At 71.4% G+C, this 23,519-nt stretch carries 21 protein-coding genes; 15 read left to right on the top strand and 6 right to left on the bottom strand.

The window, feature by feature from the left end; genetic code table 11:
* Nucleotides 1-68: 68 nt before the first annotated feature.
* The gene (locus tag AC067M_RS01360; protein WP_478694897.1) at nt 69-1,079 is read left to right on the top strand and encodes a C40 family peptidase; all 1,011 of its coding nucleotides are present in this window, start codon (nt 69-71) and stop codon (nt 1,077-1,079) included.
* 47 nt (nt 1,080-1,126) lie between these two features.
* On the top strand, nt 1,127-2,317 hold the full coding sequence (locus tag AC067M_RS01355; protein WP_478694896.1) for a hypothetical protein: 1,191 nt from the start codon (nt 1,127-1,129) through the stop codon (nt 2,315-2,317).
* 226 nt (nt 2,318-2,543) lie between these two features.
* Here AC067M_RS01355 and AC067M_RS01350 read toward each other — a convergent pair whose 3' ends face one another.
* Nucleotides 2,544-3,782 carry a glycosyltransferase 87 family protein gene (locus AC067M_RS01350; RefSeq protein WP_478694895.1) on the bottom strand — a complete coding sequence of 413 codons (1,239 nt, stop codon included), beginning with the start codon at nt 3,780-3,782 and terminating at the stop codon, nt 2,544-2,546.
* 103 nt (nt 3,783-3,885) lie between these two features.
* Here AC067M_RS01350 and AC067M_RS01345 point away from each other — a divergent pair, with 103 nt between their 5' ends.
* Entirely contained in the window at nt 3,886-5,028 is a 1,143-nt protein-coding gene (locus AC067M_RS01345; RefSeq protein WP_478694894.1) for a glycosyltransferase family 4 protein, read from the top strand.
* A gap of 173 nt (nt 5,029-5,201) precedes the next feature.
* Entirely contained in the window at nt 5,202-6,818 is a 1,617-nt protein-coding gene (locus tag AC067M_RS01340) for a GMC oxidoreductase (RefSeq protein WP_478695339.1), read from the top strand.
* Between the two features lie 22 nt (nt 6,819-6,840).
* Here the strand turns inward: AC067M_RS01340 and AC067M_RS01335 are convergent, their stop codons facing one another.
* The gene (locus tag AC067M_RS01335) at nt 6,841-8,637 is read right to left on the bottom strand and encodes an AMP-dependent synthetase/ligase (RefSeq protein WP_478694893.1); all 1,797 of its coding nucleotides are present in this window, start codon (nt 8,635-8,637) and stop codon (nt 6,841-6,843) included.
* 359 nt (nt 8,638-8,996) lie between these two features.
* Here AC067M_RS01335 and AC067M_RS01330 point away from each other — a divergent pair, with 359 nt between their 5' ends.
* From AC067M_RS01330 to AC067M_RS01305, 6 genes are all read left to right on the top strand, one after another.
* Nucleotides 8,997-9,752, top strand: coding sequence for a metallophosphoesterase family protein (locus AC067M_RS01330; protein ID WP_478695338.1), 756 nt, complete (start codon nt 8,997-8,999; stop codon nt 9,750-9,752).
* 111 nt (nt 9,753-9,863) lie between these two features.
* Nucleotides 9,864-10,304, top strand: a complete 441-nt coding sequence (locus tag AC067M_RS01325) for an SRPBCC family protein (RefSeq protein ID WP_478694892.1) — start codon at nt 9,864-9,866, stop codon at nt 10,302-10,304.
* Nucleotides 10,305-10,554: 250 nt separating this feature from the next.
* Entirely contained in the window at nt 10,555-11,727 is a 1,173-nt protein-coding gene (locus AC067M_RS01320) for an ArsA family ATPase (RefSeq protein ID WP_478694891.1), read from the top strand.
* Nucleotides 11,728-11,784: 57 nt separating this feature from the next.
* A complete protein-coding gene (locus tag AC067M_RS01315; protein WP_478694890.1) occupies nt 11,785-12,282 on the top strand; it encodes a DUF5304 domain-containing protein in 498 nt (165 codons plus the stop codon).
* A gap of 126 nt (nt 12,283-12,408) precedes the next feature.
* Nucleotides 12,409-13,362 (top strand): ROK family glucokinase, encoded by a 954-nt coding sequence (locus tag AC067M_RS01310; protein ID WP_393624598.1) that lies wholly within the window; start codon nt 12,409-12,411, stop codon nt 13,360-13,362.
* Nucleotides 13,363-13,505: 143 nt separating this feature from the next.
* Complete coding sequence (locus AC067M_RS01305) at nt 13,506-14,264, top strand: endonuclease/exonuclease/phosphatase family protein (protein ID WP_478694889.1); 759 nt, start codon at nt 13,506-13,508, stop codon at nt 14,262-14,264.
* A gap of 103 nt (nt 14,265-14,367) precedes the next feature.
* On the opposite strand, the gene AC067M_RS01300 is transcribed toward AC067M_RS01305, so the two are convergent.
* Both AC067M_RS01300 and AC067M_RS01295 read right to left on the bottom strand, forming a co-directional pair.
* The gene (locus tag AC067M_RS01300; protein ID WP_478694888.1) at nt 14,368-14,988 is read right to left on the bottom strand and encodes a hypothetical protein; all 621 of its coding nucleotides are present in this window, start codon (nt 14,986-14,988) and stop codon (nt 14,368-14,370) included.
* On the bottom strand, nt 14,981-15,760 hold the full coding sequence (locus AC067M_RS01295) for an alpha/beta hydrolase (RefSeq protein ID WP_478694887.1): 780 nt from the start codon (nt 15,758-15,760) through the stop codon (nt 14,981-14,983). The genes AC067M_RS01300 and AC067M_RS01295 overlap by 8 nt, the downstream gene beginning before the upstream one ends.
* A gap of 146 nt (nt 15,761-15,906) precedes the next feature.
* On the opposite strand from AC067M_RS01295, the gene AC067M_RS01290 reads away from it, so the two are divergent.
* The 4 genes from AC067M_RS01290 to AC067M_RS01275 all read left to right on the top strand — a co-directional run bounded on the left by AC067M_RS01290 (nt 15,907) and on the right by AC067M_RS01275 (nt 19,791).
* Complete coding sequence (locus AC067M_RS01290) at nt 15,907-16,695, top strand: lysophospholipid acyltransferase family protein (RefSeq protein ID WP_478694886.1); 789 nt, start codon at nt 15,907-15,909, stop codon at nt 16,693-16,695.
* Between the two features lie 34 nt (nt 16,696-16,729).
* Nucleotides 16,730-17,956, top strand: coding sequence for a MacS family sensor histidine kinase (macS, locus tag AC067M_RS01285; protein WP_478694885.1), 1,227 nt, complete (start codon nt 16,730-16,732; stop codon nt 17,954-17,956).
* Nucleotides 17,953-18,630, top strand: coding sequence for a response regulator (locus AC067M_RS01280; protein WP_478694884.1), 678 nt, complete (start codon nt 17,953-17,955; stop codon nt 18,628-18,630). The genes macS and AC067M_RS01280 overlap by 4 nt, the downstream gene beginning before the upstream one ends.
* Before the next feature lie 132 nt (nt 18,631-18,762).
* Nucleotides 18,763-19,791, top strand: coding sequence for a 6-phosphofructokinase (locus tag AC067M_RS01275; RefSeq protein WP_478694883.1), 1,029 nt, complete (start codon nt 18,763-18,765; stop codon nt 19,789-19,791).
* A 34-nt stretch (nt 19,792-19,825) separates the two neighbouring features.
* Here the strand turns inward: AC067M_RS01275 and AC067M_RS01270 are convergent, their stop codons facing one another.
* Together AC067M_RS01270 and AC067M_RS01265 are read right to left on the bottom strand one after the other, a co-directional pair.
* Nucleotides 19,826-21,718 carry an anthranilate synthase family protein gene (locus AC067M_RS01270; protein ID WP_478694882.1) on the bottom strand — a complete coding sequence of 631 codons (1,893 nt, stop codon included), beginning with the start codon at nt 21,716-21,718 and terminating at the stop codon, nt 19,826-19,828.
* A gap of 127 nt (nt 21,719-21,845) precedes the next feature.
* A complete protein-coding gene (locus AC067M_RS01265; RefSeq protein ID WP_478695337.1) occupies nt 21,846-21,911 on the bottom strand; it encodes a trp operon leader peptide in 66 nt (21 codons plus the stop codon).
* Nucleotides 21,912-22,005: 94 nt separating this feature from the next.
* Between AC067M_RS01265 and AC067M_RS01260 the strand changes: the two genes are divergently transcribed.
* Complete coding sequence (locus tag AC067M_RS01260; protein ID WP_478694881.1) at nt 22,006-23,358, top strand: class II 3-deoxy-7-phosphoheptulonate synthase; 1,353 nt, start codon at nt 22,006-22,008, stop codon at nt 23,356-23,358.
* Nucleotides 23,359-23,519 lie beyond the last annotated feature (161 nt).

Genomic DNA, 23,519 nt, shown 5'->3' with positions numbered 1-23,519 from the left:
TGCCTGCCGGCTTCTGCCGGTGTCTGCCGGGTCTGCCAATGTCCGCCAGTGGAAGGAGCGCGGCTTTCGTGGGGTCCCATCGCCGCCTTGTACCGTCCGGGTTCGACCGGGGGGCCGCCGCCCTGTGTGTGTTGTCCGCCGCGGCCGCGGCCCTGGGCACCGTACCGGCGGTGGCCACACCGCACGACGACACCCGCTCCCGGGTGGACCGCCTCTACGAGGAGGCCGAGAAGGCCACCGAGGCCTACAACAAGGCCGACGAGCGCGCCGACGTCCTGCGGGGGCAGGTCGGTGACGCCCAGGACCGGATCGCCCGGCAGCAGGAACGCGTCAACTCCATGCGGGAACAGCTGGGTTCGCTGGCCGGCGCGCAGTACCGCTCCGGCGGGCTCGATCCGACGCTCGCGCTGCTGTTCTCCGACGACCCGGACGACTATCTCGCCAAGGCCTCCGCCCTCGACCGGATCAGCAGCCACCAGGCCGGTGAGCTCAAGGACCTCCAGGACGTGATGCGCCGACTCGCCCAGGAGCGCGCGGAGGCCGCCAGGAAGCTCGGCGAGCTGGAGAAGAGCCGCAAGGCGGTCGCCTCCCACAAGCGGACGGTCGAGAAGAAGCTCGCCAAGGCCCGGCAGCTGCTCAACTCCCTGCCCGACGACGAGCGCGCGGCCTACGACCGGACCTCCCGTTCGGGCCGCGACGACATGCCCGACCTCGGGGGCGCCGTGCCGACCTCGGGACGCGCCGCCGCCGCGGTCGCCGCCGCCCGCTCCGCGCTCGGCAAGCCGTACGTCTGGGGCGCCAACGGGCCCTCCGGCTTCGACTGTTCGGGCCTGATGCAGTGGTCGTACGCGCAGGCCGGCGTCGCCCTGCCACGCACCTCGCAGGCCCAGCGATACGCCGGCCCGCAGGTCCCGCTCTCCCAGGCCCGACCCGGCGACCTGGTCACCTACCGCTCCGACGCCAGTCACGTCGGCATGTACGTCGGCAACGGCCAGGTCATCCACGCCCCCTACCCGGGCGCGCCCGTGCGCTACGACCCGGTGGGCATGATGCCGGGCGCGATGGTCACGAGGGTCTGACGGCAGGGGGCTGACCAAGGAACCGCCGCCCCCGTACGATCGGCAAGATGGCTGGTCGAAGGCGGGCGTCGGGTTCCTCGGTGGTGGTGCTCTGTCTGCTGCTCGTCTCCCTGGTGGCATGCGGCGGCGGGCCCGTCACCGACAGCGCGCGAGCCGGGGTGCAGCGGGTCCTGGACCGGCGTGCCACCGCGGTCCTCGCCCACGACGAGACCGCCTTCCGCGCCACCGGCACCGCCACGGAGTACGCCCGGCTGCGCGCGGTGCCCTTCGCGGACTGGTCGTACCGGGTCACCGCCGTGCACGCCGACGGCGACACCGTGACCGCCGACGCCGAACTGCGCTACCGCGTCCGGGGCTACGACACGGCCCCGGTCACCGTCGGCCGCGCGCTGCGCCTGACCCGTGCCGGGGACGGGCCGTGGCGGGTGGCGTCCGACCGGCCCGCGCGCAAGGCCGGCGACCAGTTGTGGGACCAGGGCACGGTGGCGGTCGTCCGGGGCGAACACAGCATCGTGATGGGCGTCGGGCAGTCCACCGAGCGGCTTCGCTCCTTCGCCGACCTCGCGGACCACGCCGTGCCCGCGGTGTCGCAGGCGTGGGGCACGGACTGGGCGCGGCACGTCGTGGTGCTCGTACCGAATTCCCTGGACGAGATGGCGAGGCTGCTCGGCTCGCCCGCCTCCTCCTACCGGGGCATCGCGGCGGTCACCACCGGTGAGACCGGCGCCCCGGCGAAGGCCCCCGCGGACCGGGTCATCGTCAACCCCGACGCGTACAGCATGCTCGGCCCGCTCGGCAAGCAGGTCGTGCTCACCCACGAGACCACCCATGTCGCCACGCGCGCCCACACCAACGCCGCGACCCCGCTGTGGCTGTCCGAGGGGTACGCCGACTGGATCGGCTACCTGGGCAGCGGGCGCACCCCGGCCCAGGCCGCCCCGGAGTTGGGGCGCTCCCTGGCCCACGGGGACCCGCCGACGGCGCTGCCGACCGACCGGGACTTCGGCTTCGGCGGCGACGCGACCCGGCTCGCCCAGGCGTACGAGGGCGGCTGGATGGCCTGCCGGATGATCGCCGACCACTGGGGCGAGGTCCGCCTGCGCGAGTTCTACCAGGCGGTGGGCACGCACAAGGAGCGGGCGGGGGCGGTCGAGGGCGCGCTGAAGGACGTCCTCGGGACGACCTTGGCGGACTTCACCGCGCAGTGGCGGGCGTATCTGAAAGCTCAGCTCGGCTGACACCTCAGGCCGCCCGGCTGATCGTGAAGGCTCAGCTCGGCTGTTCCAGCAGTCGAGGGCAGCGGCGGGGCGCCGGCGCTGTTGCGGGTGCCCCTGCTCGGCACCGCCGTCCAGCTCCCGCTCGCCCTCGCGCTGTCCGGGCTCGGCCTGCCGGGGGTGTGCCTGGCGCCGGCGCTCGCGATGGCGGTGCGGTGCGCCCTGGCGGGAGTGCTCTTCGGGCCCGGCGTCAGGAGGAGACGGGGGCCTCCTGGGTGCGGGCGGTCTGAGGCGGCAGGGGCGGCGGGCCCGCGATGGGCGGCACCGTCGCCCGCCACAGCCGTACGGCACCCATCACCGAGGCGACGACCAGCAGACCGTTGCGGACGACCAGCAGGGTGATGCCGAGGCCGTCGCTGGCGACGACGTTCGCGAAGTAGACCGGGAACTCCAGCACCGTCACGAAACAGGCCGCCAGGACCAGCAGGGCGGGCAGGCCCATCCGGCTCGTCCGGAAGCACAGGCACACGGCGGCGAGACCCACCAGCCACACCATGTACTGGGGACTGATCACCCGGCTGGTCACGGTGAACATCAGCACCGCCACGAAAGCCGCGTCCGACAGGGTGTGCGTCATGAACCGTTTCGCCAGCCGCCGCCACAGCACCAGCCAGCCGAACGCGGCCCCCGTGAGGAACAGCGCCCCCGTGCTCACCCAGTCCACGTACGGCCCGAGGAACTCCACCGAGCCGTAGTTCAGCAGCACCTGGCCCTCCCAGCCGAAGTGCCGAGCGATGTGGAACACCAGCGAGCCCAGCGACTCCACCTCGGTACCGCGCTCGCGCTGGAACGTGAGGAACGCGAACGCGCCGGGCATCGCCAGGGCGAACAGCCCCGCCACCGCACCGGCGGACACCGCCGCGGCACCCCACGCCCGCCGCCGCACCGCCCCGAGCAGCAGCATCGCCGGCCACACCTTCAGCATGGCCCCGAAGCCCGTCAGCGCCCCCATCAGCCGCGGATGCCGGGCACCCGCGAGCAACGCGGCCACCGCCACGGCGGTCACCATCACGTCGTAGCGCGCGTACACCGTCGGGCCGAGCAGGGGCACCCCCACCACCCACACCCAGGCGCCGCGCAACGACTTCGTCGGGCGCAGGCCCGCGTACAGCAGCAGGCACAGCGCGACCAGGTCGGCGACGAAGGCGAGGACGAAGAACGCGGACGCGTAGTCGAGGAAGGGCAGCAGGCCGGGGGAGAGGATCGCGAGCGCCGCGGCGGGCGGGTACTGCCAGGTGACGTCCTTCTGAGGGAACGTTCCGCTGCTCAGGACGTCGTACCAGCCGTGGTAGATGACCGAGACGTCGCTGGTGACGTCCGGGCCGGGGAAGAGGTACACCTTGAAGACGAAGAGCAGCAGCAACAGCCTGGTCACGCCCCAGGTCCCCAGCAGCCACGGCAGTGACCGCCTCGCGCCCGTCGTCTTCACGTGATCCCCTGCCGTTCGGTCATGTCTTGAGGGGAACATGATGTCCTGCCCTGCTGTGAGCGTGCCATAAACGACGAGAGCGGGTTCGATAAGGTCTGCGGCGATGCACAAGACCCTGATCGTGACCAACGACTTCCCGCCCCGCCCCGGCGGCATCCAGGCGTTCCTGCACAACATGGCGCTGCGCCTCGACCCCGAGCAGCTCGTCGTCTACGCGTCGACGTGGAAGCGGAGCCGGGAGGGCATCGAGGCGACGGCCGCCTTCGACGCCGAGCAGCCCTTCACCGTCGTACGCGACCGTACGACGATGCTGCTGCCGACGCCGGGCGCGACCCGGCGCGCCGTGAGCCTGCTGCGGGAGCACGAGTGCACGTCGGTCTGGTTCGGGGCGGCGGCGCCGCTCGGCCTGATGGCACCGGCGCTGCGCAAGGCGGGCGCGACCCGGCTGGTGGCCACGACCCACGGGCACGAGGCAGGATGGGCCCAGCTGCCCGCCGCCCGGCAGTTGCTGCGCCGGATCGGGGACTCGACCGACACGATCACCTACCTGGGCGAGTACACGCGCTCGCGGATCGCGACCGCGCTGACGCCCGACGCCGCCCGCCGGATGGTCCAGCTGCCCCCGGGCGTCGACGAGAAGACCTTCCACCCGGGCTCGGGCGGCGACGAGGTGCGGGCCCGGCTCGGCCTCACCGACCGCCCGGTCGTCGTCTGCGTCTCCCGGCTGGTCCGGCGCAAGGGCCAGGACACGCTGATCCAGGCCATGCCCAGGATCCTGGCCGCCGAGCCCGACGCGGTACTGCTCATCGTCGGCGGCGGCCCCTACGACGGCGACCTGCGCCGACTCGCCCACGACACCGGCGTCGCCGACTCCGTCCGCTTCACCGGCCCGGTCCCATGGGCGGAACTCCCCGCCCACTACGGCGCCGGCGACGTCTTCGCCATGCCCTGCCGCACCCGCCGCGGCGGCCTCGACGTGGAGGGCCTCGGCATCGTCTATCTGGAAGCCTCCGCCACCGGCCTCCCCGTAGTGGCCGGCGACTCGGGCGGTGCTCCCGACGCCGTACTGGACGGCGAGACCGGCTGGGTGGTGCGGGGCGGCGACCCTGCAGACGCCGCCGACCGCATCATTACCCTCCTGGGAGACCCCGAACTGCGCCACAGGATGGGGGAGCGAGGCCGCCAGTGGGTGGAGGAGAAGTGGCGCTGGGACTTGCTGGCGGAGCACTTGAAAACGCTGCTTTAGTGCAGCATCCCAGGGGCGCGGGGCGGTGCCGAAATGCGGCTCCGCCGCGTGGGCGCGACAAGCCGCACTCAACCCGCAGCCACGCGATACGAGCACCCGGCACTTGGGATGGCACCCAACCCCTAGCCGGAACCGAAAAATCCGCCCATGCTGCGAAAATGACAGCAAACCTGATGCAGCGTCAGCTGACAAGACGTCAGATCTTGGGCATGGCCGCACTGCAAACCGCCGCCACCCTCGGCTTCACCCGCATCAACCTCACCTCCGCCCAAGCCACCGAACCCGCCCCCACCGAACACGCGGAAGCGATAGTCGTCGGCTCCGGCTACGGCGCCTCCGTCGCCGCCCTCCGCCTCGGCCAGGCCGGCATCCGCACCCTCGTCCTGGAGATGGGCCGCCTCTGGAACACCCCCGGCACCGACGGCAAGCTCTTCTGCTCCACCAACGCCCCCGACGAACGCTCCATGTGGTTCCGCACCCGCACCGAAGCCCCGCTCGCCACCTTCCTGTGGCTGGACGTCGTCAATCGGAGCATCGGCTCCTACCCCGGCGTCCTCGACCGCGTCCACTTCGACCACATGTCGGTGTTCGTCGGCCGCGGCGTCGGCGGCGGCTCCCTGGTCAACGGCGGCATGGCCGTCACCCCGCTCCGGTCGTACTTCGCGGAGCAGTTCCCCTCCGTCGACGCCGACGAGATGTACACCACGTACTTCCCGCGCGCCCGTTCCATGCTCGGCGTCAACACCGTGGACCCGGCCTGGTTCGAGTCCACGGAGTGGTACCGCTTCGCCCGGATCTCCCGCAAGCATGCCGAGAAAGCCGGCCTCAGGACCACCTTCGTGCCCAACGTCTACGACTTCGGGTACATGCAGCGCGAGGCCGCCGGCACGGCCACGAAGTCGGCGCTCGCCGGCGAGGTCATCTACGGCAACAACCAGGGCAAGCGCAGCCTCGACAAGACGTACCTCGCCTCCGCGCTCGGCACCGGCAACGTCACCATCCACACCCTCGAGCGGGTGAGGGCGATCAGCCGGGCCGCCGACGGCACGTACGTGCTGACCGCCGACCGGATCGACGTGACCGGCAAGGTCGTCGAGACCCGGCAGTACGGCTGCACCTACCTCTTCCTCGGCGGCGGCAGCCTCGGCACCACCGAACTCCTCGTCCGCGCCCGGGAGACGGGCACCCTGCCCGCGCTGGACGCGAGTGTCGGCGCGGGGTGGGGGACGAACGGCAACGTGATGCTCGGGCGGGCCAACCACCTGTGGGACACCGTCGGGGCCAACCAGTCGACCATGCCGGTCATGGGCATCGACGACTGGGCCAACACCGCCAACCCCGTCTTCGCCGAGATCGCCCCGCTGCCGACGGGGCTGGAGCACTGGGTCAGCCTCTATCTGGCGATCACCAAGAACCCGGAGCGGGCGTCGTTCTCGTACACCAACGGCTCCCTGGCGCTGGGCTGGAGCGCCGCCCAGAGCGCCGTCTCCGTGGCCATGGCGAAGAAACTGTTCGACCGGATCAACGCGGCCAACTCCACCATCTACCGGTACGACCTCTTCGGCTCGTCCAACAAGGTCTTCGCCGACGACTTCACGTACCACCCGCTGGGCGGCTGCGTGCTGGGCAGGGCGACCGACAGCTACGGCCGGGTGAAGGGCTACTCGCGGCTGTACGTAACCGACGGCTCGCTCGTGCCCGGGTCGATCGGCGTGAACCCGTTCGTGACGATCACCGCCCTCGCCGAACGGACGATGGCGCGGGTCCTCGTGGAGGACACCGCGCCATGAGCCGTCGTAGGACCGGGGTGGGCTACTTCTGGTAGATCGCCTCGATCTCGGTCGCGTAGTCCTTCGCCACCACGTTGCGCTTGAGCTTCAGCGACGGCGTGAGGTGGCCCGTCTCCTCCGTGAACTGGGAGGACAGAATGCGGAACTTCCGCACCGATTCCGCCTTCGACACCGCGGCGTTGCCGTCGTCGATCGCCGTCTGGATCGCGGCCAGCAGGTCCGCGTCCTCGCGCAGCGACGCCGCGGTGGAACCCGCCGGCTTGCCGTGGTCGGCGGCCCAACGGCCCAGGAACTCCTCGTCGATGGTGATCAGCGCGCCCACGAACGGCCGCCCGTCGCCCACCACCATGCACTCCGCGACCAGCGCGTGCGCGCGGATGCGGTCCTCGATCACGGCCGGGGCGACGTTCTTGCCGCCCGCGGTGACGATGATCTCCTTCTTACGGCCGGTGATCTTGAGGTAGCCGTCCTCGTCCAGGGTGCCGATGTCACCGGTGTGGAACCAGCCGTCGGCCAGCGCCTCCGCGGTCGCGGCCTCGTTGTTCCAATAGCCCTTGAACAGGTGCTCGCCGTGCAGCAGCACCTCGCCGTCGTCGGCGATGCGGACCACCGAGCCGGGCAGCGGCTGGCCGACCGTGCCGATCTTCTGCCGGTCCCAGGGGTTGAACGCGGTCGCGGCGCACGACTCGGTCAGGCCGTAGCCCTCCAGCACCGTGAAGCCGATGCCGCGGAAGAAGTGACCCAGCCGCTCGCCCAGCGGGGCACCACCGGAGATGGCCGCCTCGCCACGGCCGCCCAGGACCGCGCGCAGCTTGCTGTAGACGATCCTGTCGAAGACCTTGTACTTGACCTTGAGGCCGATGGAGGGGCCCGAGGGGGTGTCCAGTGCCTTGCTGTACGCGATCGCCGTGTCCGCGGCCTTGTCGAAGATCGCGCCCTTGCCGTCCGCCTGCGCCTTGGCGCGCGCCGAGTTGTAGACCTTCTCGAAGACCCGCGGCACGCCCAGGATCAGCGTCGGGCGGAACGCGGCCAGCTCGTCCGTGAGGTTCTTGATGTCCGGGACGTTGCCCAGCTTGATCGGCGCCAGCATCGGCGCGACCTGCACGAGCCGCCCGAAGACGTGTGCCAGCGGCAGGAAGAGCAGCACCGAGCAGTCGCCCGTACGGAACAGGGGGCGCAGCCGCTCCACCACGTTCCCGCACTCGGCGAAGAAGTTGCGGTGCGTGAGGACGCAGCCCTTGGGCCGGCCGGTGGTGCCGGAGGTGTAGACGATGGTCGCCGGGTCGTCGGCCTTGGCGATCGAGCCGCGCTCCTCGACGGTCGCGTCGGACACGTCCCGGCCGAGCCGCACGAGTTCCTCCACGCCCCCGGCCTCGATCTGCCAGACGTGCTTCAGGGCGGGCAGCGTGTCCCGTACCGACTCGACGGCGGCCGTGTGGTTGTCGAGTTCGACGACGGCTGCCGTGGCGCCCGAGTCGGAGAGGATCCACTGCACCTGCTCCGGCGAGCTGGTCTCGTACACCGGCACGGTGACCGCGCCCGCGCTCCAGATCGCGAAGTCGAGGAGCGTCCACTCGTAGCGAGTACGGGACATCAGGGCGACCCGGTCGCCGGGCTGGACGCCGGAGGCGATGAGGCCCTTGGCGGCGGCGTGCACCTCGGCCAGGAAGGTGGCGGCCGACACGTCCTGCCAGGCGCCGCCCACCTTGCGGGCGATCACGGCGACGTCGGGATGCTGCGCGGCGTTTCTGCGGACGATGTCGGTCAGGTTGCCGTCCGCAGGGACCTCGTACAAAGCCGGAAGGCTGAACTCGCGCAAGACTGCTGCTCCTCATAGGGCGCCGGCGCCACGACGTTGTGTGATGCGACGGTCGGTCCAAGGCTGGCTCGGGCAGGTGCTCAGAGGGTTCCCAGGGACCGCTGGACCACTGTTGAAAACCTGAGCACGACTGGACTGCCCGGACGTTACCCGCCGGTATGGCTTCTTCGACAGGGGGTCCCGGCGAGATGTTCGCTGCGTCACACAGATGGGTGTTTCTTACCGCACAGTAGTCGACGCGCTTACTGACTAGCCAGTAACCGCAGGTAGCGCCACCACTGTTCACAAGTGCATCGCTCCACCTACCCTTGATCGCCATGGCCCTCACATCGCCCGCCCGCCGCGGAACACGCGTCCACGTGGTCAGCGACGTTCACGGAAACGCCCGTGACCTGGCCAAAGCCGGCGACGGCGCCGACGCGCTGATCTGTCTCGGCGACCTGGTGCTGTTCCTGGACTACGCCGACCACTCCCGTGGGATCTTCCCCGACCTGTTCGGAGTCGAGAACGCCGACCGCCTTGTGGAACTGCGCACAGCCCGCCGGTTCGCGGAGGCACGGGACCTCGGGGCGCGGCTGTGGGCCGGCGTCGGCGGCGACCGGGCCGCGGTGATCGAGCGGGCGGTGCGCAAGCAGTACGCCGAGATGTTCGCCGCGTTCCCCACACCGACGTACGCGACCTACGGCAATGTCGACATGCCGCCCCTGTGGCGCGAGTACGCCGGGCCGGGCGTGACGGTGCTGGACGGGGAGCGGGTGGAGATAGGCGGCCGTACCTTCGGCTTCGTCGGCGGAGGTCTCCGGACCCCCATGCGCACGCCGTACGAGATCAGCGACGAGGAGTACGCGGCGAAGATCGAGGCGGTCGGCGAGGTGGACGTGCTGTGCACGCACATCCCGCCCGAGGTGCCGGAACTCGTCTACGACACGGTGGCACGCCGCTTCGAACGGGGGAGCCGGGCGCTGCTGGACGCGATCCGTCGCACCCGGCCCCGGTACGCGCTGTTCGGTCACGTCCACCAGCCGTTGGTACGACGGATGCGGATCGGGGCGACCGAGTGCGTGAACGTGGGTCACTTCGCGGGGTCGGGGCGGCCGTGGGCGCTGGAATGGTGAGACGGCGCAGGTAGCGGTGACAGCGGGGCGGGCTGTGCGCGGTAGCCTTCACGCTGCACACACGTGCGCACGAGGATCTACTGGCGGCCCGCATCTGGAGGAGCCACAGCGATGGCGGAATACACCAGCTCGAGCATCACGATCGAGGCGGCACCGGCCGACGTGATGGGGGTGATCTCCGACTTCGCGCGCTACCCGGACTGGACGGGCGAGGTGAAGGAGGCGGAGGTCCTCAAGACCGACGACCAGGGACGCGCCGAGCAGGTCCGGCTCGTCATGGACGCGGGGGCGATCAAGGACGACCAGACGCTTGCGTACACCTGGACCGGGGCGAACGAGGTCTCGTGGACGCTGGTCAAGTCCCAGATGCTGCGGTCGTTGGACGGCACGTACCTCCTCAAGCCGGCGGGTGCGGGGGCGACGGAGGTCACCTACCAGCTGACCGTCGACGTCAAGATCCCCATGCTCGGCATGATCAAGCGCAAGGCGGAGAAGGTCATCATCGACCGGGCGCTGGCGGGCTTGAAGAAGCGGGTGGAGTCGGGCCGGTAGGCCGGTTTCGGGTGCGGGTGGTTGGGGGCGCGCCACCGCAGCTCCCGTCCACCCGTTCGCCCGGCCCAGCCGCGGGCGGTCGTGCCGCCGGGGCGGTGGGGGTCCCTCCGCTCGAGCGAAGCCGAGAGTGGGGGATGAGCGCGGCGGCACCCCGTCAGCGCCGGGCCGCGCGGCCCAGCCCCGCCCAGCACCGGCGCCGGGGGCACCAGGCAACCGGGGGCGACCTCGGCGTCCACTACCGTTCACCCTCATGCGCACCATCCTGATCACCGGCCCGGGCGGCAGTGGTCGTACGACCGTGGCCGCGGCGACTGCTCTGCGGGCCGCCGGTGAGGGCACTCGCACGCTTGTCCTGAGTGCCGACCGCACCGACACACTGGGCGCGGCGCTCGGGGTGGGGACGGGGGCCAGGCCGACCCCGGTCAAGGAACGCCTCACCGCCTGGCGGCCCGACGCCGCCGCCGCGTTCCGCGAGGACCTCGCGGCGTTCCAGGACCGTGCGACCTCCGTACTCGACCTGCTCGGCGCCTCCCGCCTGGACCCCGAGGAGGTCACCCCCCTCCCCGGTGCGGAGGAACTAGCTCTCCTGCGGGCCATCAGGGACGCCGCGCTCTCGGACGCCCACGACCTCCTTGTCGTAGACCTGCCGCCGACCCCCCACGCCCTCACCCTCCTCTCCCTCCCGGAGGAACTCCGCCGCTACCTGCGCCGCCTGCTCCCCTCCGAGCGGCAGGCGGCCCGCGGCCTGCGCCCGGTCCTGGGGCGCCTGGCCGGGGTCCCCATGCCCTCGGAGTGGCTGTACGAGACGGCGGCCCGCTGGGACCTGGAACTCGCCGCGGTGGAAGCCGTCGTCACCGACCGGAACACCGTCGTACGGCTGGTCGCCGAACCCGGCCCGGCCGGCGCCGACGCCGTGCGCACCGCCACCCTCGGCCTCGCCCTGCGCGGCCTGCGCACCGAGACCCTCGTCGCCAACCGCGTCCTGCCCGAGGACGGGGCCGGCACCTGGCTCGCCGCACTCGTCGCCCAGCAGCGCAAGGTCCTGGCGGAGTGGGAGGAGGAGTACGAGGACGTCCGTGCCGTCGGCCACCTCGGCCGCGACCCCCTCGGCGCCGACGACCTCACCACGCTCACCGTCCCCGGCGTCAACCCGGACACCTCCCCGGTCGAGTGGCCCGTCACCGACCGGCTCGCCGAGGACGGCGTCCTCGTCTGGCACGTCCCGCTCCCCGGCGCCCTGCGCGAGGAGCTCGACCTCGTCCGCCGCGGCGACGAGCTCGTCGTCACCACCGGCCAGTTCCGCCGTATCGTCCCGCTGCCGTCGGCCCTGCGCCGCTGTACCGTCGCCGGCGCCGCCCTGCGCGAGGGCGAGCTGCGCGTCCGGTTCGCACCGGATCCGGAGCTGTGGCCGCGGGCCCGGTGAACCACGTAACCCCGTTCGGGTAACGTCGTAGAGACGAACCGTAGTCAGGAGTGCGTCATGAGCGAAGAGCGCCCCGAGCAGGACGCGGTCGACGAGGGCACTCGCGCGACCGACGCCGACGCCTGGGCCACCGCGTGCGCCGAGGACCTGGCAGAGGAGAAGGCCCGTCGCCGCGGCCAGTACGGCCCGCCCCCCGGCTCGGCCGCCGAGGAGCTGCGCAAGCTCGTCGAATCGGTCGCCGACAAGCTGTCCGGCCTGCAGTCCCCGCTCCTCGGCGCGGTCGCGGGACCGGCCGCGCAGCAGGTGGTCCGCCAGGTCGTCGAGCAGGCCAAGGCCGCCGTCGAACCCGTCATGGAGCGCAACCCGGACGTCTTCGACCACCTCGCGGCGGCCGGCAACGAACTCCTCGCCGCCTACCGCTCGGCCGTCCAGGCCCAGGAACAACGCTGGGCGACCCGAGCCGACGACCTGCACCGCCCCGACAAGGCCGCCGACGACGACCCCCGCGACGACGGCGAGGGCACCGGCCCGGGCCAGCGCATCGACTTGGACTGACGGTCTCTCGCGCGGGGACCCCATGGCCCCGTCGCGGGCCCGTCCGCCCGGCGGACGACGGGAATCCGACAGCAGGGCCTCGGGTACGGTTGGCCGTAGCGGGGCTCGACCGAAACTGAGGGATTCATGGGACTCACCATCGGCGTCGACATCGGCGGCACGAAGATCGCGGCCGGCGTGGTCGACGAGGAAGGCAACATCCTCTCGACCTTCAAGGTGCCGACCCCGGGCACGCCCGAGGGCATCGTGGACGCCATCGCCTCCGCGGTGGAGGGCGCGCGCGCCGGGCACGAGATCGTCGGCGTGGGCATCGGCGCCGCCGGCTACGTCAACCGCCAGCGCTCCACGGTCTACTTCGCCCCCAACATCGACTGGCGCCAGGAACCGCTGAAGGAGAAGGTCGAGGCCCGCGTGGGTCTCCCCGTCGTCGTGGAGAACGACGCCAACGCCGCCGCCTGGGGGGAGTACAAGTTCGGCGCGGGCAAGGGCCACCGCAACGTCATCTGCATCACGCTCGGCACCGGCCTCGGCGGGGGCATCATCATCGGCAACAAGCTGCGCCGCGGACACTTCGGCGTCGCCGCCGAGTTCGGTCACATCCGCATGGTCCCGGACGGCCTGCTGTGCGGCTGCGGCTCGCAGGGCTGCTGGGAGCAGTACGCCTCCGGCCGTGCCCTCGTCCGCTACGCCAAGCAGCGCGCCAACGCGACCCCCGAGCGCGCCGAGGTGCTGCTCGGCCTCGGCGACGGCACCCCCGACGGTATCGAGGGCAAGCACATCTCCATGGCCGCCCGCCAGGGCGACCCGGTCGCCGTCGACTCCTACCGCGAACTCGCCCGCTGGGCCGGCGCGGGTCTCGCCGACCTCGCCTCCCTCTTCGACCCCTCCGCCTTCATCGTCGGCGGCGGCCTCTCCGACGAGGGCGACCTGGTCCTCGACCCCATCCGCAAGTCGTACAAGCGCTGGCTCGTGGGAGGCAACTGGCGCCCCGTGGCGGATGTGATCGCCGCCCAGCTCGGCAACAAGGCGGGCCTGGTCGGCGCGGCGGACCTGGCGAGAGAGCCCGACCCGATCATGTGACGTCCGCCGTCCGGCCCACGGCCACTGCGCCGACCCAAGGGGCGCGGGGAACTGCGCGACCAGTCACGTACGACCAGTCGCACGCACCTCGCGCCCCGAGTCATGAGGCCTCCCGAGCCCCACCGCGGCGTAGATTGACCGGCATGGCAACGTCCCACCCGGCGCTCCCCAACTCCCGCACGGAGCCCGACGGTTCCGCCGTCATCCGCGTCCTCAGCTACAACATCCGCTCGATGCGCGACGACACCGACGCCCTCGCCCGCATCATCACCGCCTGTGCCCCCGACCTCGTCCTCGTCCAGGAAGCCCCCCGCTTCTTCCGCTGGCGCAAGAAACTCGCCCGCCTCGCCGCTGCCTCCGGCCAGGTGATCCTCACCGGCGGGGCCACGGCGGCCGGACCGGCGATCCTCTCCTCCCTGCGCGCCACCGTCGAACGCACCGAGGACGTGCTCCTGCCCCTCACCCCCGGCCTGCACCGCCGCGGTTTCGCCACCGCCGTCGTCCGGTTCGGCGGCGCCCGGCTCGGCGTCCTGAGCTGTCACCTCAGCCTGGACAAGGCCGAGCGGTACGACCAGGGCGGCCTCCTCCTCGACCGGCTCGCCGGAATGGGTGTGGAGCACGCCATCGCGGGCGGCGACATCAACGAAGGTCCCGGCGGGCGCACCTTCCGCCGTATCGCCGCCGGCCTCCAGGACGCCTGGGCCACCGCCCCCTGGGGCGGCGAACACACGTGGACACGCACCACCCCCCACAACCGCATCGACGCGATCTTCGCGACGAAGGGCGTCGACGTCCTGGGCTGCGGGGTGCCGCTGGGCCACGTCGGTGTGACCGGGGACGATCTTCAGACGGCCACCGATCACTTGCCCGTGCTGGCCGCACTGCGCGTGCCCGCGACCTGAACCCCGGCCGGCGGACGGAGTCCGGCGCAGCCGCCCGAAGCCTGTGCGGCCCCCCCGGGGGCCGAGCAGTACGAGGGAGGCGTCCCCGTGTCGGCAACAGGTCTCAGACCACAGCTCCGCGGCCCGGGTCGTCGTCCTCCTCGTCCGTTCTCATCCGTACGACGAGCGTGGCGAAGCCGCCGAGGAAGCCGCCGATTCCGATGGTCGCCAGCCACCACGTCATGTCCCAGCTCAGCAGCACCGCGAGCAGGAGCAGGATCGGCCCGCCGATCACACCCAGCCAGGCGAACTTGGCGGTGGTGTCGGCGGCGGGCAGCGGCGGCGGCTCGGGTGGTACGAAGTGACCCTCGTCGTCCTCGTCGAAGTCGCTCTCGCTCGGCTCCGGCGCGGTGTAGTCACGGGGGCCGACGCCGGGTGCGAAGGCGATCGAGCTGCCCAGCGGCTTGGCGGGCTTCTCCTTCGGATCCTTCGACTCGCTCGGTTCCTTCGAGGCCCGCGGTTCCCCGGGCTCGTCGTCGTTCGGCTCGGCCTCGAGCAGTGCCAGGTCCTCGATGGACTTGAACGGCTTGGCGCCGGGCGGGTCCGCCGGCTCCTCGCCGTACCCCGCGACGATCGCCGCCCAGGCGGCATCCTCGTCGAAGGGCACGTGCTGCTCCTCCGGCTGCTCGCCGTCGTCCCGGTGCTCGTCCTCGCGATCCTCGCGGTCGGCGTCGTGCTCAGCCACCTGCCGTCGTCCCTTCTTTGCCGACACTGGGTGCGAGCCGGGCGATGAACGCGTGGCTCTCCTCGAAGATCCGGTCCGCGTCATGGTCCAACGTCGCGACGTGGTAGCTCTGTTCCAGCACGACCTCCCGTACGTCGGTCGACGACACCCGGCTCAGGATCCGGGACGAGTCGGCGGCCGGCACGACATGGTCCGCCGCGCTGCGCAGGAGCAGCAGCGGCTGGGTGACCTGCGGCAGCTCGCGGTCGACCTGACGGAAGAAGGCACGCAGGGAGTGCGCCGCGTGCAGCGGCACCCTGTCGTACCCGATCTCCACCGCGCCCTCCTTCGCGATGTCACTGGTGATGCCCTTCGTGGTCCGCACGACGTGGCGGGCCACCGGAAGGGCGTACGCGGCCAGGCCGTGCACCTTGTTCGCCGGGTTGACGACCATGACACCGCTGACGGCCTCGCCGTGCCGCGCCGCCAGCCGCAGCGCCAGCGCGCCGCCCATCGACAGCCCGGCCACGAACACCTGGGAACAGGTCCGGCGCAGGGCGCGCAGTTCGCGGTCGACCTCCGCGTACCAGTCCTGCCAGCCGGTGAGCTGCATGTCCTCCCAGCGGGTACCGTGCCCCGGCAGCAGCGGCAGCGAGACGGTCAGTTCGCGCGCGGCGAGACGCTCCGCCCAGGGGCGCAGCGACTGCGGGGAACCGGTGAAGCCGTGACAGAGGAGGACCCCCACCTCCCCGCCGTCATGGCGGTACGGCTCGGCTCCAGGAAGGACCGGCACCTTCGGTCTCCTGTTCATGAGAGCGGACGTGGCTTCACCGTACGCGACCGCACTGACACCGACCAGGGCCGTCCGGCTCTTTGACGGCGCTCCGGGTTAAGGTCTGAGCTACACATACAGGAGGCACTCGGTTGTTGTACGGCGCGATGAAGGTTTCCGTCGGGGGGACGCTGAAGCTCGTCTTCAGGCCCTGGGTGGAAGGCCTGGAGAACGTTCCCGCCGAGGGCCCCGCGATCCTGGCGAGCAATCACCTCTCCTTCTCCGACTCGTTCTTCCTGCCGGCGGTCCTCGACCGCAAGGTCACCTTCATCGCGAAGGCCGAGTACTTCACCACGCCCGGAGTGAAGGGACGGCTGACGGCCGCCTTCTTCAAGGGCGTCGGACAGCTCCCCGTCGACCGCTCCGGCGCGCGCGGCGCGGGCGAGGCGGCGATCAAGAGCGGTATAGACGTCCTGGAGCGCGGTGAGCTGTTCGGCATCTACCCGGAGGGCACGCGCTCGCCCGACGGCCGCCTCTACCGCGGCAAGCCCGGGGGCCTCGCGCGCGTGGCGCTCGCCACCGGCGCGCCCGTGATCCCCGTCGCCATGATCGACACGGAGAAGATCCAGCCGCCCGGGAAGGTCGTCCCGAAGGTCATGCGGCCCGGCATCCGCATCGGCAGGCCGCTGGACTTCAGCCGCTACGAGGGCATGGACCACGACCGCTTCGTGCTCCGCGCGCTGACCGACGAGGTCATGTACGAGATCATGAAGCTCTCGGGCCAGGAGTACGTCGACATGTACGCGACCGCCGCCAAACGGCAGATCGCGGAGGCGGCGAAGGCCGAGAAGGAAGCGGACAAGGCGGCCAAGGCCGCCCTCGTGCAGGCGGAGAAGGACCAGAAGGAGAAGGTCGACCAGGCCGAAGAGGCTGAGAAGGACCAGACGGACCAGTAGTCCGCGGGTCCGGGGAGAGCGGGGGGCGGGGGACGTGGCCAAGCGTGAGCGCGTGATGCGCATGTCGGTCGAGCAGCCGTTGTGGCGTGCGCTCGCCGGGTACCGGGTGCTCACGATGCTGTACGCGGTCGGGTTCTTCGCCACCGCCTACGACGGGTTCGTCCGCCCCTGGGTCGCCGTCGGCTACTACTGCGTCCTGTTCGTCTGGACCCTGGCCACCCTGCCCAAGGTCGCGAACGCCGCCAGCTGCACCAAGCGCTTCCTCGCCGCCGACCTCACCATCGCCCTCTCCGGCATCCTGCTCACGTCCGTCGCCGACGCCCACGAGCGGATCCAGTCGGGCGGTCCGACGCTGCCGTCGATATGGACCGCCGGTTCTGTGCTGGCCTTCGCCGTCAAGGGCGGCTGGCGCTGGGCGGCGCTCGCGTCCACCGCGGTCGCCGTGGTCAACCTGGTGCAGCGCGGCACCCCGGCCCGCGACACCGTCCACAACGTGATCCTCGTCTGGGTCGCCTCCATCGCCATCGGCTACGTCGTCGAGGTGGCCCGCGCCTCCGAGCGCACCCTCGCCCGCGCGCTGGAGATCGAGGCCGCGACCCGGGAGCGCGAGCGGCTCGCCCGGGACATCCACGACAGCGTGCTGCAGGTGCTCGCCATGGTGCAGCGGCGCGGCGCGGTCATCGGCGGCGAGGCCGCCGAGCTGGGGCGCCTCGCCGGCGAGCAGGAGGTGGCCCTGCGCACCCTGGTCTCCGGCGGACTCGTGCCGGTCTCCCGGGTCTCGGAGGACGCGGCCCAGGGCGCGCTCGTACGAGCCGTGGAGGAGGCGGAGGACACGGGCGGCTCCGACGGGCCCGTCGACCTCCGCTCGCTGCTCGCGCCGCACGCCTCCGCGCGGGTCAACCTCGCCGAGCCCGGGGCCCCGGTCCTGTTGCCCTCGGCCGCCGCGAAGGAGCTGGCCGCCGCTGTCGGGGCCGCGCTGGACAACGTACGCGAGCACGCCGGGGACGAGGCCCGGGCGTGGATCCTGGTCGAGGACGAGCCCGACGCGGTCATCGTCTCCGTACGGGACGACGGACCCGGCATCCCGGAGGGGCGGCTCGCGCAGGCCGAGGGCGAGGGGCGGCTCGGCGTGGCCCTGTCGATCCGTGGGCGGCTGCGCGACCTCGGCGGCAGCGCCGAGTTGATCTCGACTCCGGGGCAGGGCACGGAGGTCGAGCTGACGGTACCGAAGGTCTCGCGGGACAAGGCGGACAAGCGATGAGCGAACAGCAGGGCACGATCAAGGTCATGGTCGTCGACGACCACCCCATGTGGCGCGACGCCGTCGCCCGCGACCTGGGCGAGTCCGGCTTCGATGTGGTCGCCACGGCCGGCGACGGCGAGCAGGCGGTGCGCCGCGCGAAGGCCGCCGCGCCCGACGTCCTCGTCCTCGACCTGAACCTGCCCGCCAAGCCCGGTGTCCAGGTCTGCAAGGAGGTCGTCGCGGCCAACCCGGCGCTGCGCGTGCTGGTGCTGTCGGCGAGCGGTGAGCACGCCGACGTCCTGGAGGCGGTGAAGTCCGGCGCGACCGGCTATCTGCTGAAGTCGGCGTCGACGGAGGAGCTGTTGGACGCGGTGCGCCGCACGGCGGTCGGCGACCCGGTGTTCACACCCGGCCTGGCCGGTCTGGTCCTCGGCGAGTACCGGCGCCTGGCCTCCGAGCCCGCGCCCGCGCAGGACACCGACGAGCCGAAGGCGCCGCGCCTGACCGAGCGCGAGACGGAGGTGCTGCGGCTGGTCGCCAAGGGCCTGAGCTACAAGCAGATCGCCGAACGCCTGGTCATCTCCCACCGCACGGTCCAGAACCACGTCCAGAACACCCTCGGCAAGCTCCAGTTGCACAACAGGGTCGAACTCGTCCGGTACGCGATAGAGCGCGGACTCGACGACGAGTAGGACCCTCGTCGTCCAGGCGAGCCAGCCAACTGCCCGACAATTCACCGGAACAGCCCTCCGCGCCCATCCCTGTGTGACCTGGATCACCATTAGCGTGGCCTTCACCAGCAACCGCGGCGAAGGGACATTTCCATGCGGGTCGGAGTACTGACCGGAGGCGGCGACTGCCCCGGGCTCAACGCCGTCATCCGGGGCATCGTCCGCAAGGGCGTGCAGGAGTACGGCCATGACTTCGTCGGCTTCCGGGACGGCTGGCGGGGGCCCCTCGAAGGCGACACCGTGCGCCTCGACATCCCGGCGGTGCGCGGCATCCTGCCCCGCGGCGGCACCATCCTCGGCTCCTCGCGGACCAATCCGCTGAAGCTGGAGAACGGCATCCGCCGCATCAAGGAGAACCTCACCAAGCAGGAGGTCGACGCGCTCATCGCCATCGGCGGCGAGGACACCCTGGGCGTGGCCGCGCGCCTCACCGACGAGTACGGCGTGCCCGTGGTCGGCGTACCGAAGACCATCGACAACGACCTCTCCGCCACCGACTACACCTTCGGCTTCGACACCGCCGTCGGCATCGCCACGGAGGCCATCGACCGGCTGCACACCACCGCCGAGTCCCATATGCGGGTCCTGGTCTGCGAGGTGATGGGCCGGCACGCCGGCTGGATCGCCCTCCACTCCGGCCTGGCCGGCGGCGCCAACGTCATCCTCATCCCCGAGCAGCGCTTCGACCTGGACCAGGTGTGCGCCTGGATCACCTCCCGCTTCAAGGCGTCGTACGCCCCGATCGTGGTCGTCGCCGAGGGCGCCATGCCGAAGGACGGCGAGATGGTCCTCAAGGACGAGTCGCTGGACTCCTTCGGGCACGTGCGGCTGTCCGGCGTGGGCGAGTGGCTGGCCAAGCAGATCGAGAAGCGCACGGGGAAGGAAGCCCGCACCACCGTGCTCGGACACGTCCAGCGCGGCGGCACCCCGAGCGCCTTCGACCGCTGGCTCGCCACCCGCTTCGGCCTGCACGCCATCGACGCCGTCCACGAGCGCGACTTCGGCAAGATGGTCGCGCTGCGCGGAACGGACATCGTCCGCGTCCCGATCGCGGACGCCACGGCCAAGCTGAAGACGGTCGACCTGAAGCTGTACCAGGAGGTCGGCGTCTTCTTCGGCTGAGCCGAGGCGCTGAGCGAAGAGAAGGACCGACCGACTACACGACGGGCCGCCGCTCGGACGGGCTGGTGTCGCGCACTCCGCCGACCAGCTCACGGACGACGGCGGCCCCGTTCAACGTCAGCACCGACTCCGGATGGAACTGCACCCCGGCGAACCCCCGCCCGCGCAGCGCGTGCACCTCGCCGGTCCCGCCGCGGCTCACCTCCACGTCGTGCGCGGCCAGTTCAGCGGCCGTCTTGTCGTCGCAGCACGCCACGAAGCTGTTGTAGAAGCCGACGGTCTCGCTCCGCCCGAACAGGTCGATCTCCGTCTGCGCTCCCTGGTACGGGACCTCCTTGCGTACGATCGCCAGCCCCAGCTCGGCCGCGATCAGCTCGTGCCCGAGGCAGACGCCGAGGACGCCGTGCCGGTGTCCCCGGATGACCTCGGCGGTCAGGGACCGCAGGAACCGCATCTTCGGGTCGGCCGTGTCCGACGGGTCGCCCGGGCCCGGCCCCAGCACCACCGGCCCCGCGTGCGCGAGCACCGCCTCGCGCAGCCCCGGCTCGTCGTACCGCCGGACGGTCACCTCCAGGCCGCTCGACCGGAGCACGTGCGCGAGCATCGCCGTGAAGGTGTCCTCGCCGTCGACCACCAGGGCATGGCCGGACAGCTCCCGCGTCGGCTCCTGCATCCGCAGCCAGAAGGGGGCCAGGGACGATCGCCGCCCGTCCAGTGCCTCCCGCACTCGGGGGTCGTCGGCGAGCCGGGGGCGCACCGACTCCTCGCGCGGCCTTCCGGGGCGTACACCCAGCGCCGTCAGCACTCCCGCCGCCTTCGCATGCGTCTCCGCGACCTCGCTCACCGGGTCCGAGCCGCGCACCAGCGTCGCGCCGACCGGCACCCGCAGCCGTCCGGCCGCGTCGATGTCGGCGGTGCGGATGAGGATGGGGGAGTCGAGGGTCTGCGCGCCGCCGGCGTCCCGGCCGAGCAGCGCGAGCGCACCCGCGTAGTAGCCGCGGCCGACACCGTCCCGCCCGAGGGGCTCGTACCGCTCGATGACCCGGCAGGCGTTCTGCACGGGCGAACCGGTGACGGTCGCGGCGAACATCGTCTCCTTGAGGACGTCGCGCACGTCAAGCGAGGACTTCCCGCGCAGTTCGTACTCCGTGTGCGCGAGATGCGCCATCTCCTTCAGCCGCGGCCCGACCACCACCCCGCCCATGTCGCCGACGGTGCACATCATCTTGAGCTCCTCGTCGACGACCATCGACAGCTCCTCGATCTCCTTGCCGTCGGCGAGGAACGCGAGCAGGTGCTCCGGAGTCGGCCCCTCGGCCGGATATCGGTACGTCCCGCTGATCGGGTTCATCACGACCGTGCCGCCGGACATCCGCACGTGCACCTCGGGGCTGGCCCCCACCAGCGTCCGCTCCCCGGTGTGCACGACGAACGTCCAGTACGCGCCCCGCTCGCCCTCCAGCAGCCGCCGGAACAGCGCCAGCGCGTCGGCCCGTCCGAATCCCGGGATCTCACCCTCGTACGTCCGCCGGATGACGAAGTTCGCGCCCTCGCCGCGCCCGATCTCGTCACGCAGGACGCGTCCGACGATCTGCGCGTACGCGTCGTCGTCGACGTCGAAGCCACCCGCGTGGACGCGGACGTCGTGGGCGGGGAGCTGGGCGAGGGCCTCTTCCAGCGTCAGGGTGTGCGTCTCCTCGGGCGTCAGTACCGCGAGCGGCGTCCCGTCGTCGCGGACGTCGAAGCCGCGCTCGCGGATCTGGCGGAAGGGCACGAGCGCGAGGCCCTCGTCGGGAAGGTCGGCGAGGCGGTCGCGGGTTCCCACCGGGCCGAGGAACACCTCCACGAGGTTCTCGTCGTGGCCCGGGGTGCGGCGGCGCAGCAGGGCGAACGGGCGGGGATCGTCGAGCAGGTCGAGCAGATGCATGAGTCCGTTTCCTTCTCGCTTGGAGTTCAGCTCGCAGTTCAGCTGGGATCTCACTGGGAGGAACGGACCCCGGAAACGCCGAAGGCCGCCCCTCGGGCGGCCTTCGCGAAGTCTTGCGTACGCGCAGTCAGTGGGCCGCCGGAAAAGCGGTCCACCACCAGTTCTGGGTCTGCTGGGTCGAAAGCGCGAACATGCGGTGCACCTTACCCCACCCGCCGGATGGACCCCGTGTCTCATTTAGTGGGCATGGCGCAGTAGGCCCGACACGACCCCGTAATGTTGAGGTCGTGACAGCGAACGCTAAGACCAGCCCGAGTGCTGGCAACACCTGGCGAGACCTGCCCGCGGCGCAGCAGCCCGAGTACCCCGACCAAGAGGCCCTGCGCGCGGTGATCGCGGAGCTCGAGTCGTATCCGCCCCTCGTCTTCGCGGGCGAGTGCGACCAGCTGCGCGCCCGGATGGCGGCCGTCGCCAAGGGAGAGGCGTTCCTTCTCCAGGGTGGTGACTGCGCCGAGGCCTTCGACGGGGTGTCGGCCGACCACATCCGCAACAAGCTGAAGACACTCCTTCAGATGGGCGCCGTGCTGACGTACGCCGCGTCCGTGCCCGTGGTGAAGGTCGGCCGTATCGCCGGCCAGTACTCCAAGCCGCGCTCCAAGCCGACCGAGACCCGCGACGGCGTCACGCTCCCGACCTACCGGGGCGACTCCGTCAACGGCTTCGACTTCACCGAGGCCGCCCGCGTCCCGGACCCCGAGCGCCTGAAGCGGATGTACCACGCCTCGGCGTCCACGCTGAACCTGGTGCGCGCCTTCACCACCGGCGGCTACGCCGACCTGCGCCAGGTGCACGCCTGGAACCAGGACTTCGTGAAGTCGTCCCCGTCCGGCCAGCGCTACGAGCAGCTCGCCCGCGAGATCGACAACGCGCTGAACTTCATGCACGCCTGCGGGACCGACCCGGAGGAGTTCAAGACCGTCGAGTTCTACTCCTCGCACGAGGCGCTGCTGCTGGACTACGAGTCGGCGCTGACCCGCGTCGACTCCCGGACCGGTCAGCTGTACGACGTCTCCGGGCACATGGTGTGGATCGGTGAGCGCACCAGGCAGCTGGACCACGCGCACGTCGAGTTCGCGTCGAAGATCCGCAACCCGATCGGCATCAAGCTGGGCCCGACGACGACGGCCGAGGACGCGCTGCAGTACATCGACCGCCTGGACCCGGACCGTGAGCCGGGCCGGCTGACCTTCATCGTCCGCATGGGCGCCGACAAGGTCCGCGACAAGCTCCCCGAGCTGGTCGAGAAGGTCACCGCCTCGGGCGCCACCGTGGCCTGGGTGACCGACCCGATGCACGGCAACACCTTCGAGGCGGCCTCCGGCCACAAGACCCGCCGCTTCGACGACGTGCTCGACGAGGTCAAGGGCTTCTTCGAGGTCCACAAGTCGCTGGGCACCCACCCGGGCGGCATCCACGTGGAGCTCACCGGCGACGACGTCACCGAGTGCGTGGGCGGCGGCGACGAGATCTTCGTCGACGACCTGCACCAGCGCTACGAGACGGCCTGCGACCCGCGGCTCAACCGCAGCCAGTCGCTCGACCTGGCCTTCCTCGTGGCGGAGATGTACAGGGACCAGTGACGGGAACGCCTGTTACAGACATCTGAAGTGGGGGGGGGGGGGGGGGGGGGGCGCGCCCCCCCCCCCCCCCCCTCTTTTTTCTCGTCCCGTCGCAGTTGGTTTGTCCTCCCTCCCCCCTCTGGCGGGGGGGTCTCGGTTCCCCCTCCAGTCGAAAAAGGTCG

Source organism: Streptomyces sp. NPDC043427 (genome assembly GCF_056436655.1).
Note: the sequence above shows the minus strand (reverse complement) of the source record. Positions and strands in the feature narration are given on the sequence as shown.

Excerpts from the sequence above, each read along its gene's own strand:
- AC067M_RS01325 (WP_478694892.1), top strand. The coding sequence starts at position 9,864 with ATGGCGGAATACACCAGCTCGAGCATCACGATCGAGGCGGCACCGGCC.
- AC067M_RS01290 (WP_478694886.1), top strand. The coding sequence starts at position 15,907 with ATGAAGGTTTCCGTCGGGGGGACGCTGAAGCTCGTCTTCAGGCCCTGG.
- AC067M_RS01275 (WP_478694883.1), top strand. The coding sequence starts at position 18,763 with ATGCGGGTCGGAGTACTGACCGGAGGCGGCGACTGCCCCGGGCTCAAC.
- AC067M_RS01315 (WP_478694890.1), top strand. The coding sequence starts at position 11,785 with ATGAGCGAAGAGCGCCCCGAGCAGGACGCGGTCGACGAGGGCACTCGC.
- AC067M_RS01340 (WP_478695339.1), top strand. The coding sequence starts at position 5,202 with ATGCAGCGTCAGCTGACAAGACGTCAGATCTTGGGCATGGCCGCACTG.
- AC067M_RS01355 (WP_478694896.1), top strand. The coding sequence starts at position 1,127 with ATGGCTGGTCGAAGGCGGGCGTCGGGTTCCTCGGTGGTGGTGCTCTGT.
- AC067M_RS01345 (WP_478694894.1), top strand. The coding sequence starts at position 3,886 with ATGCACAAGACCCTGATCGTGACCAACGACTTCCCGCCCCGCCCCGGC.
- AC067M_RS01270 (WP_478694882.1), bottom strand. The coding sequence starts at position 21,718 with ATGCATCTGCTCGACCTGCTCGACGATCCCCGCCCGTTCGCCCTGCTG.
- AC067M_RS01310 (WP_393624598.1), top strand. The coding sequence starts at position 12,409 with ATGGGACTCACCATCGGCGTCGACATCGGCGGCACGAAGATCGCGGCC.
- AC067M_RS01305 (WP_478694889.1), top strand. The coding sequence starts at position 13,506 with ATGGCAACGTCCCACCCGGCGCTCCCCAACTCCCGCACGGAGCCCGAC.
- AC067M_RS01320 (WP_478694891.1), top strand. The coding sequence starts at position 10,555 with ATGCGCACCATCCTGATCACCGGCCCGGGCGGCAGTGGTCGTACGACC.
- AC067M_RS01280 (WP_478694884.1), top strand. The coding sequence starts at position 17,953 with ATGAGCGAACAGCAGGGCACGATCAAGGTCATGGTCGTCGACGACCAC.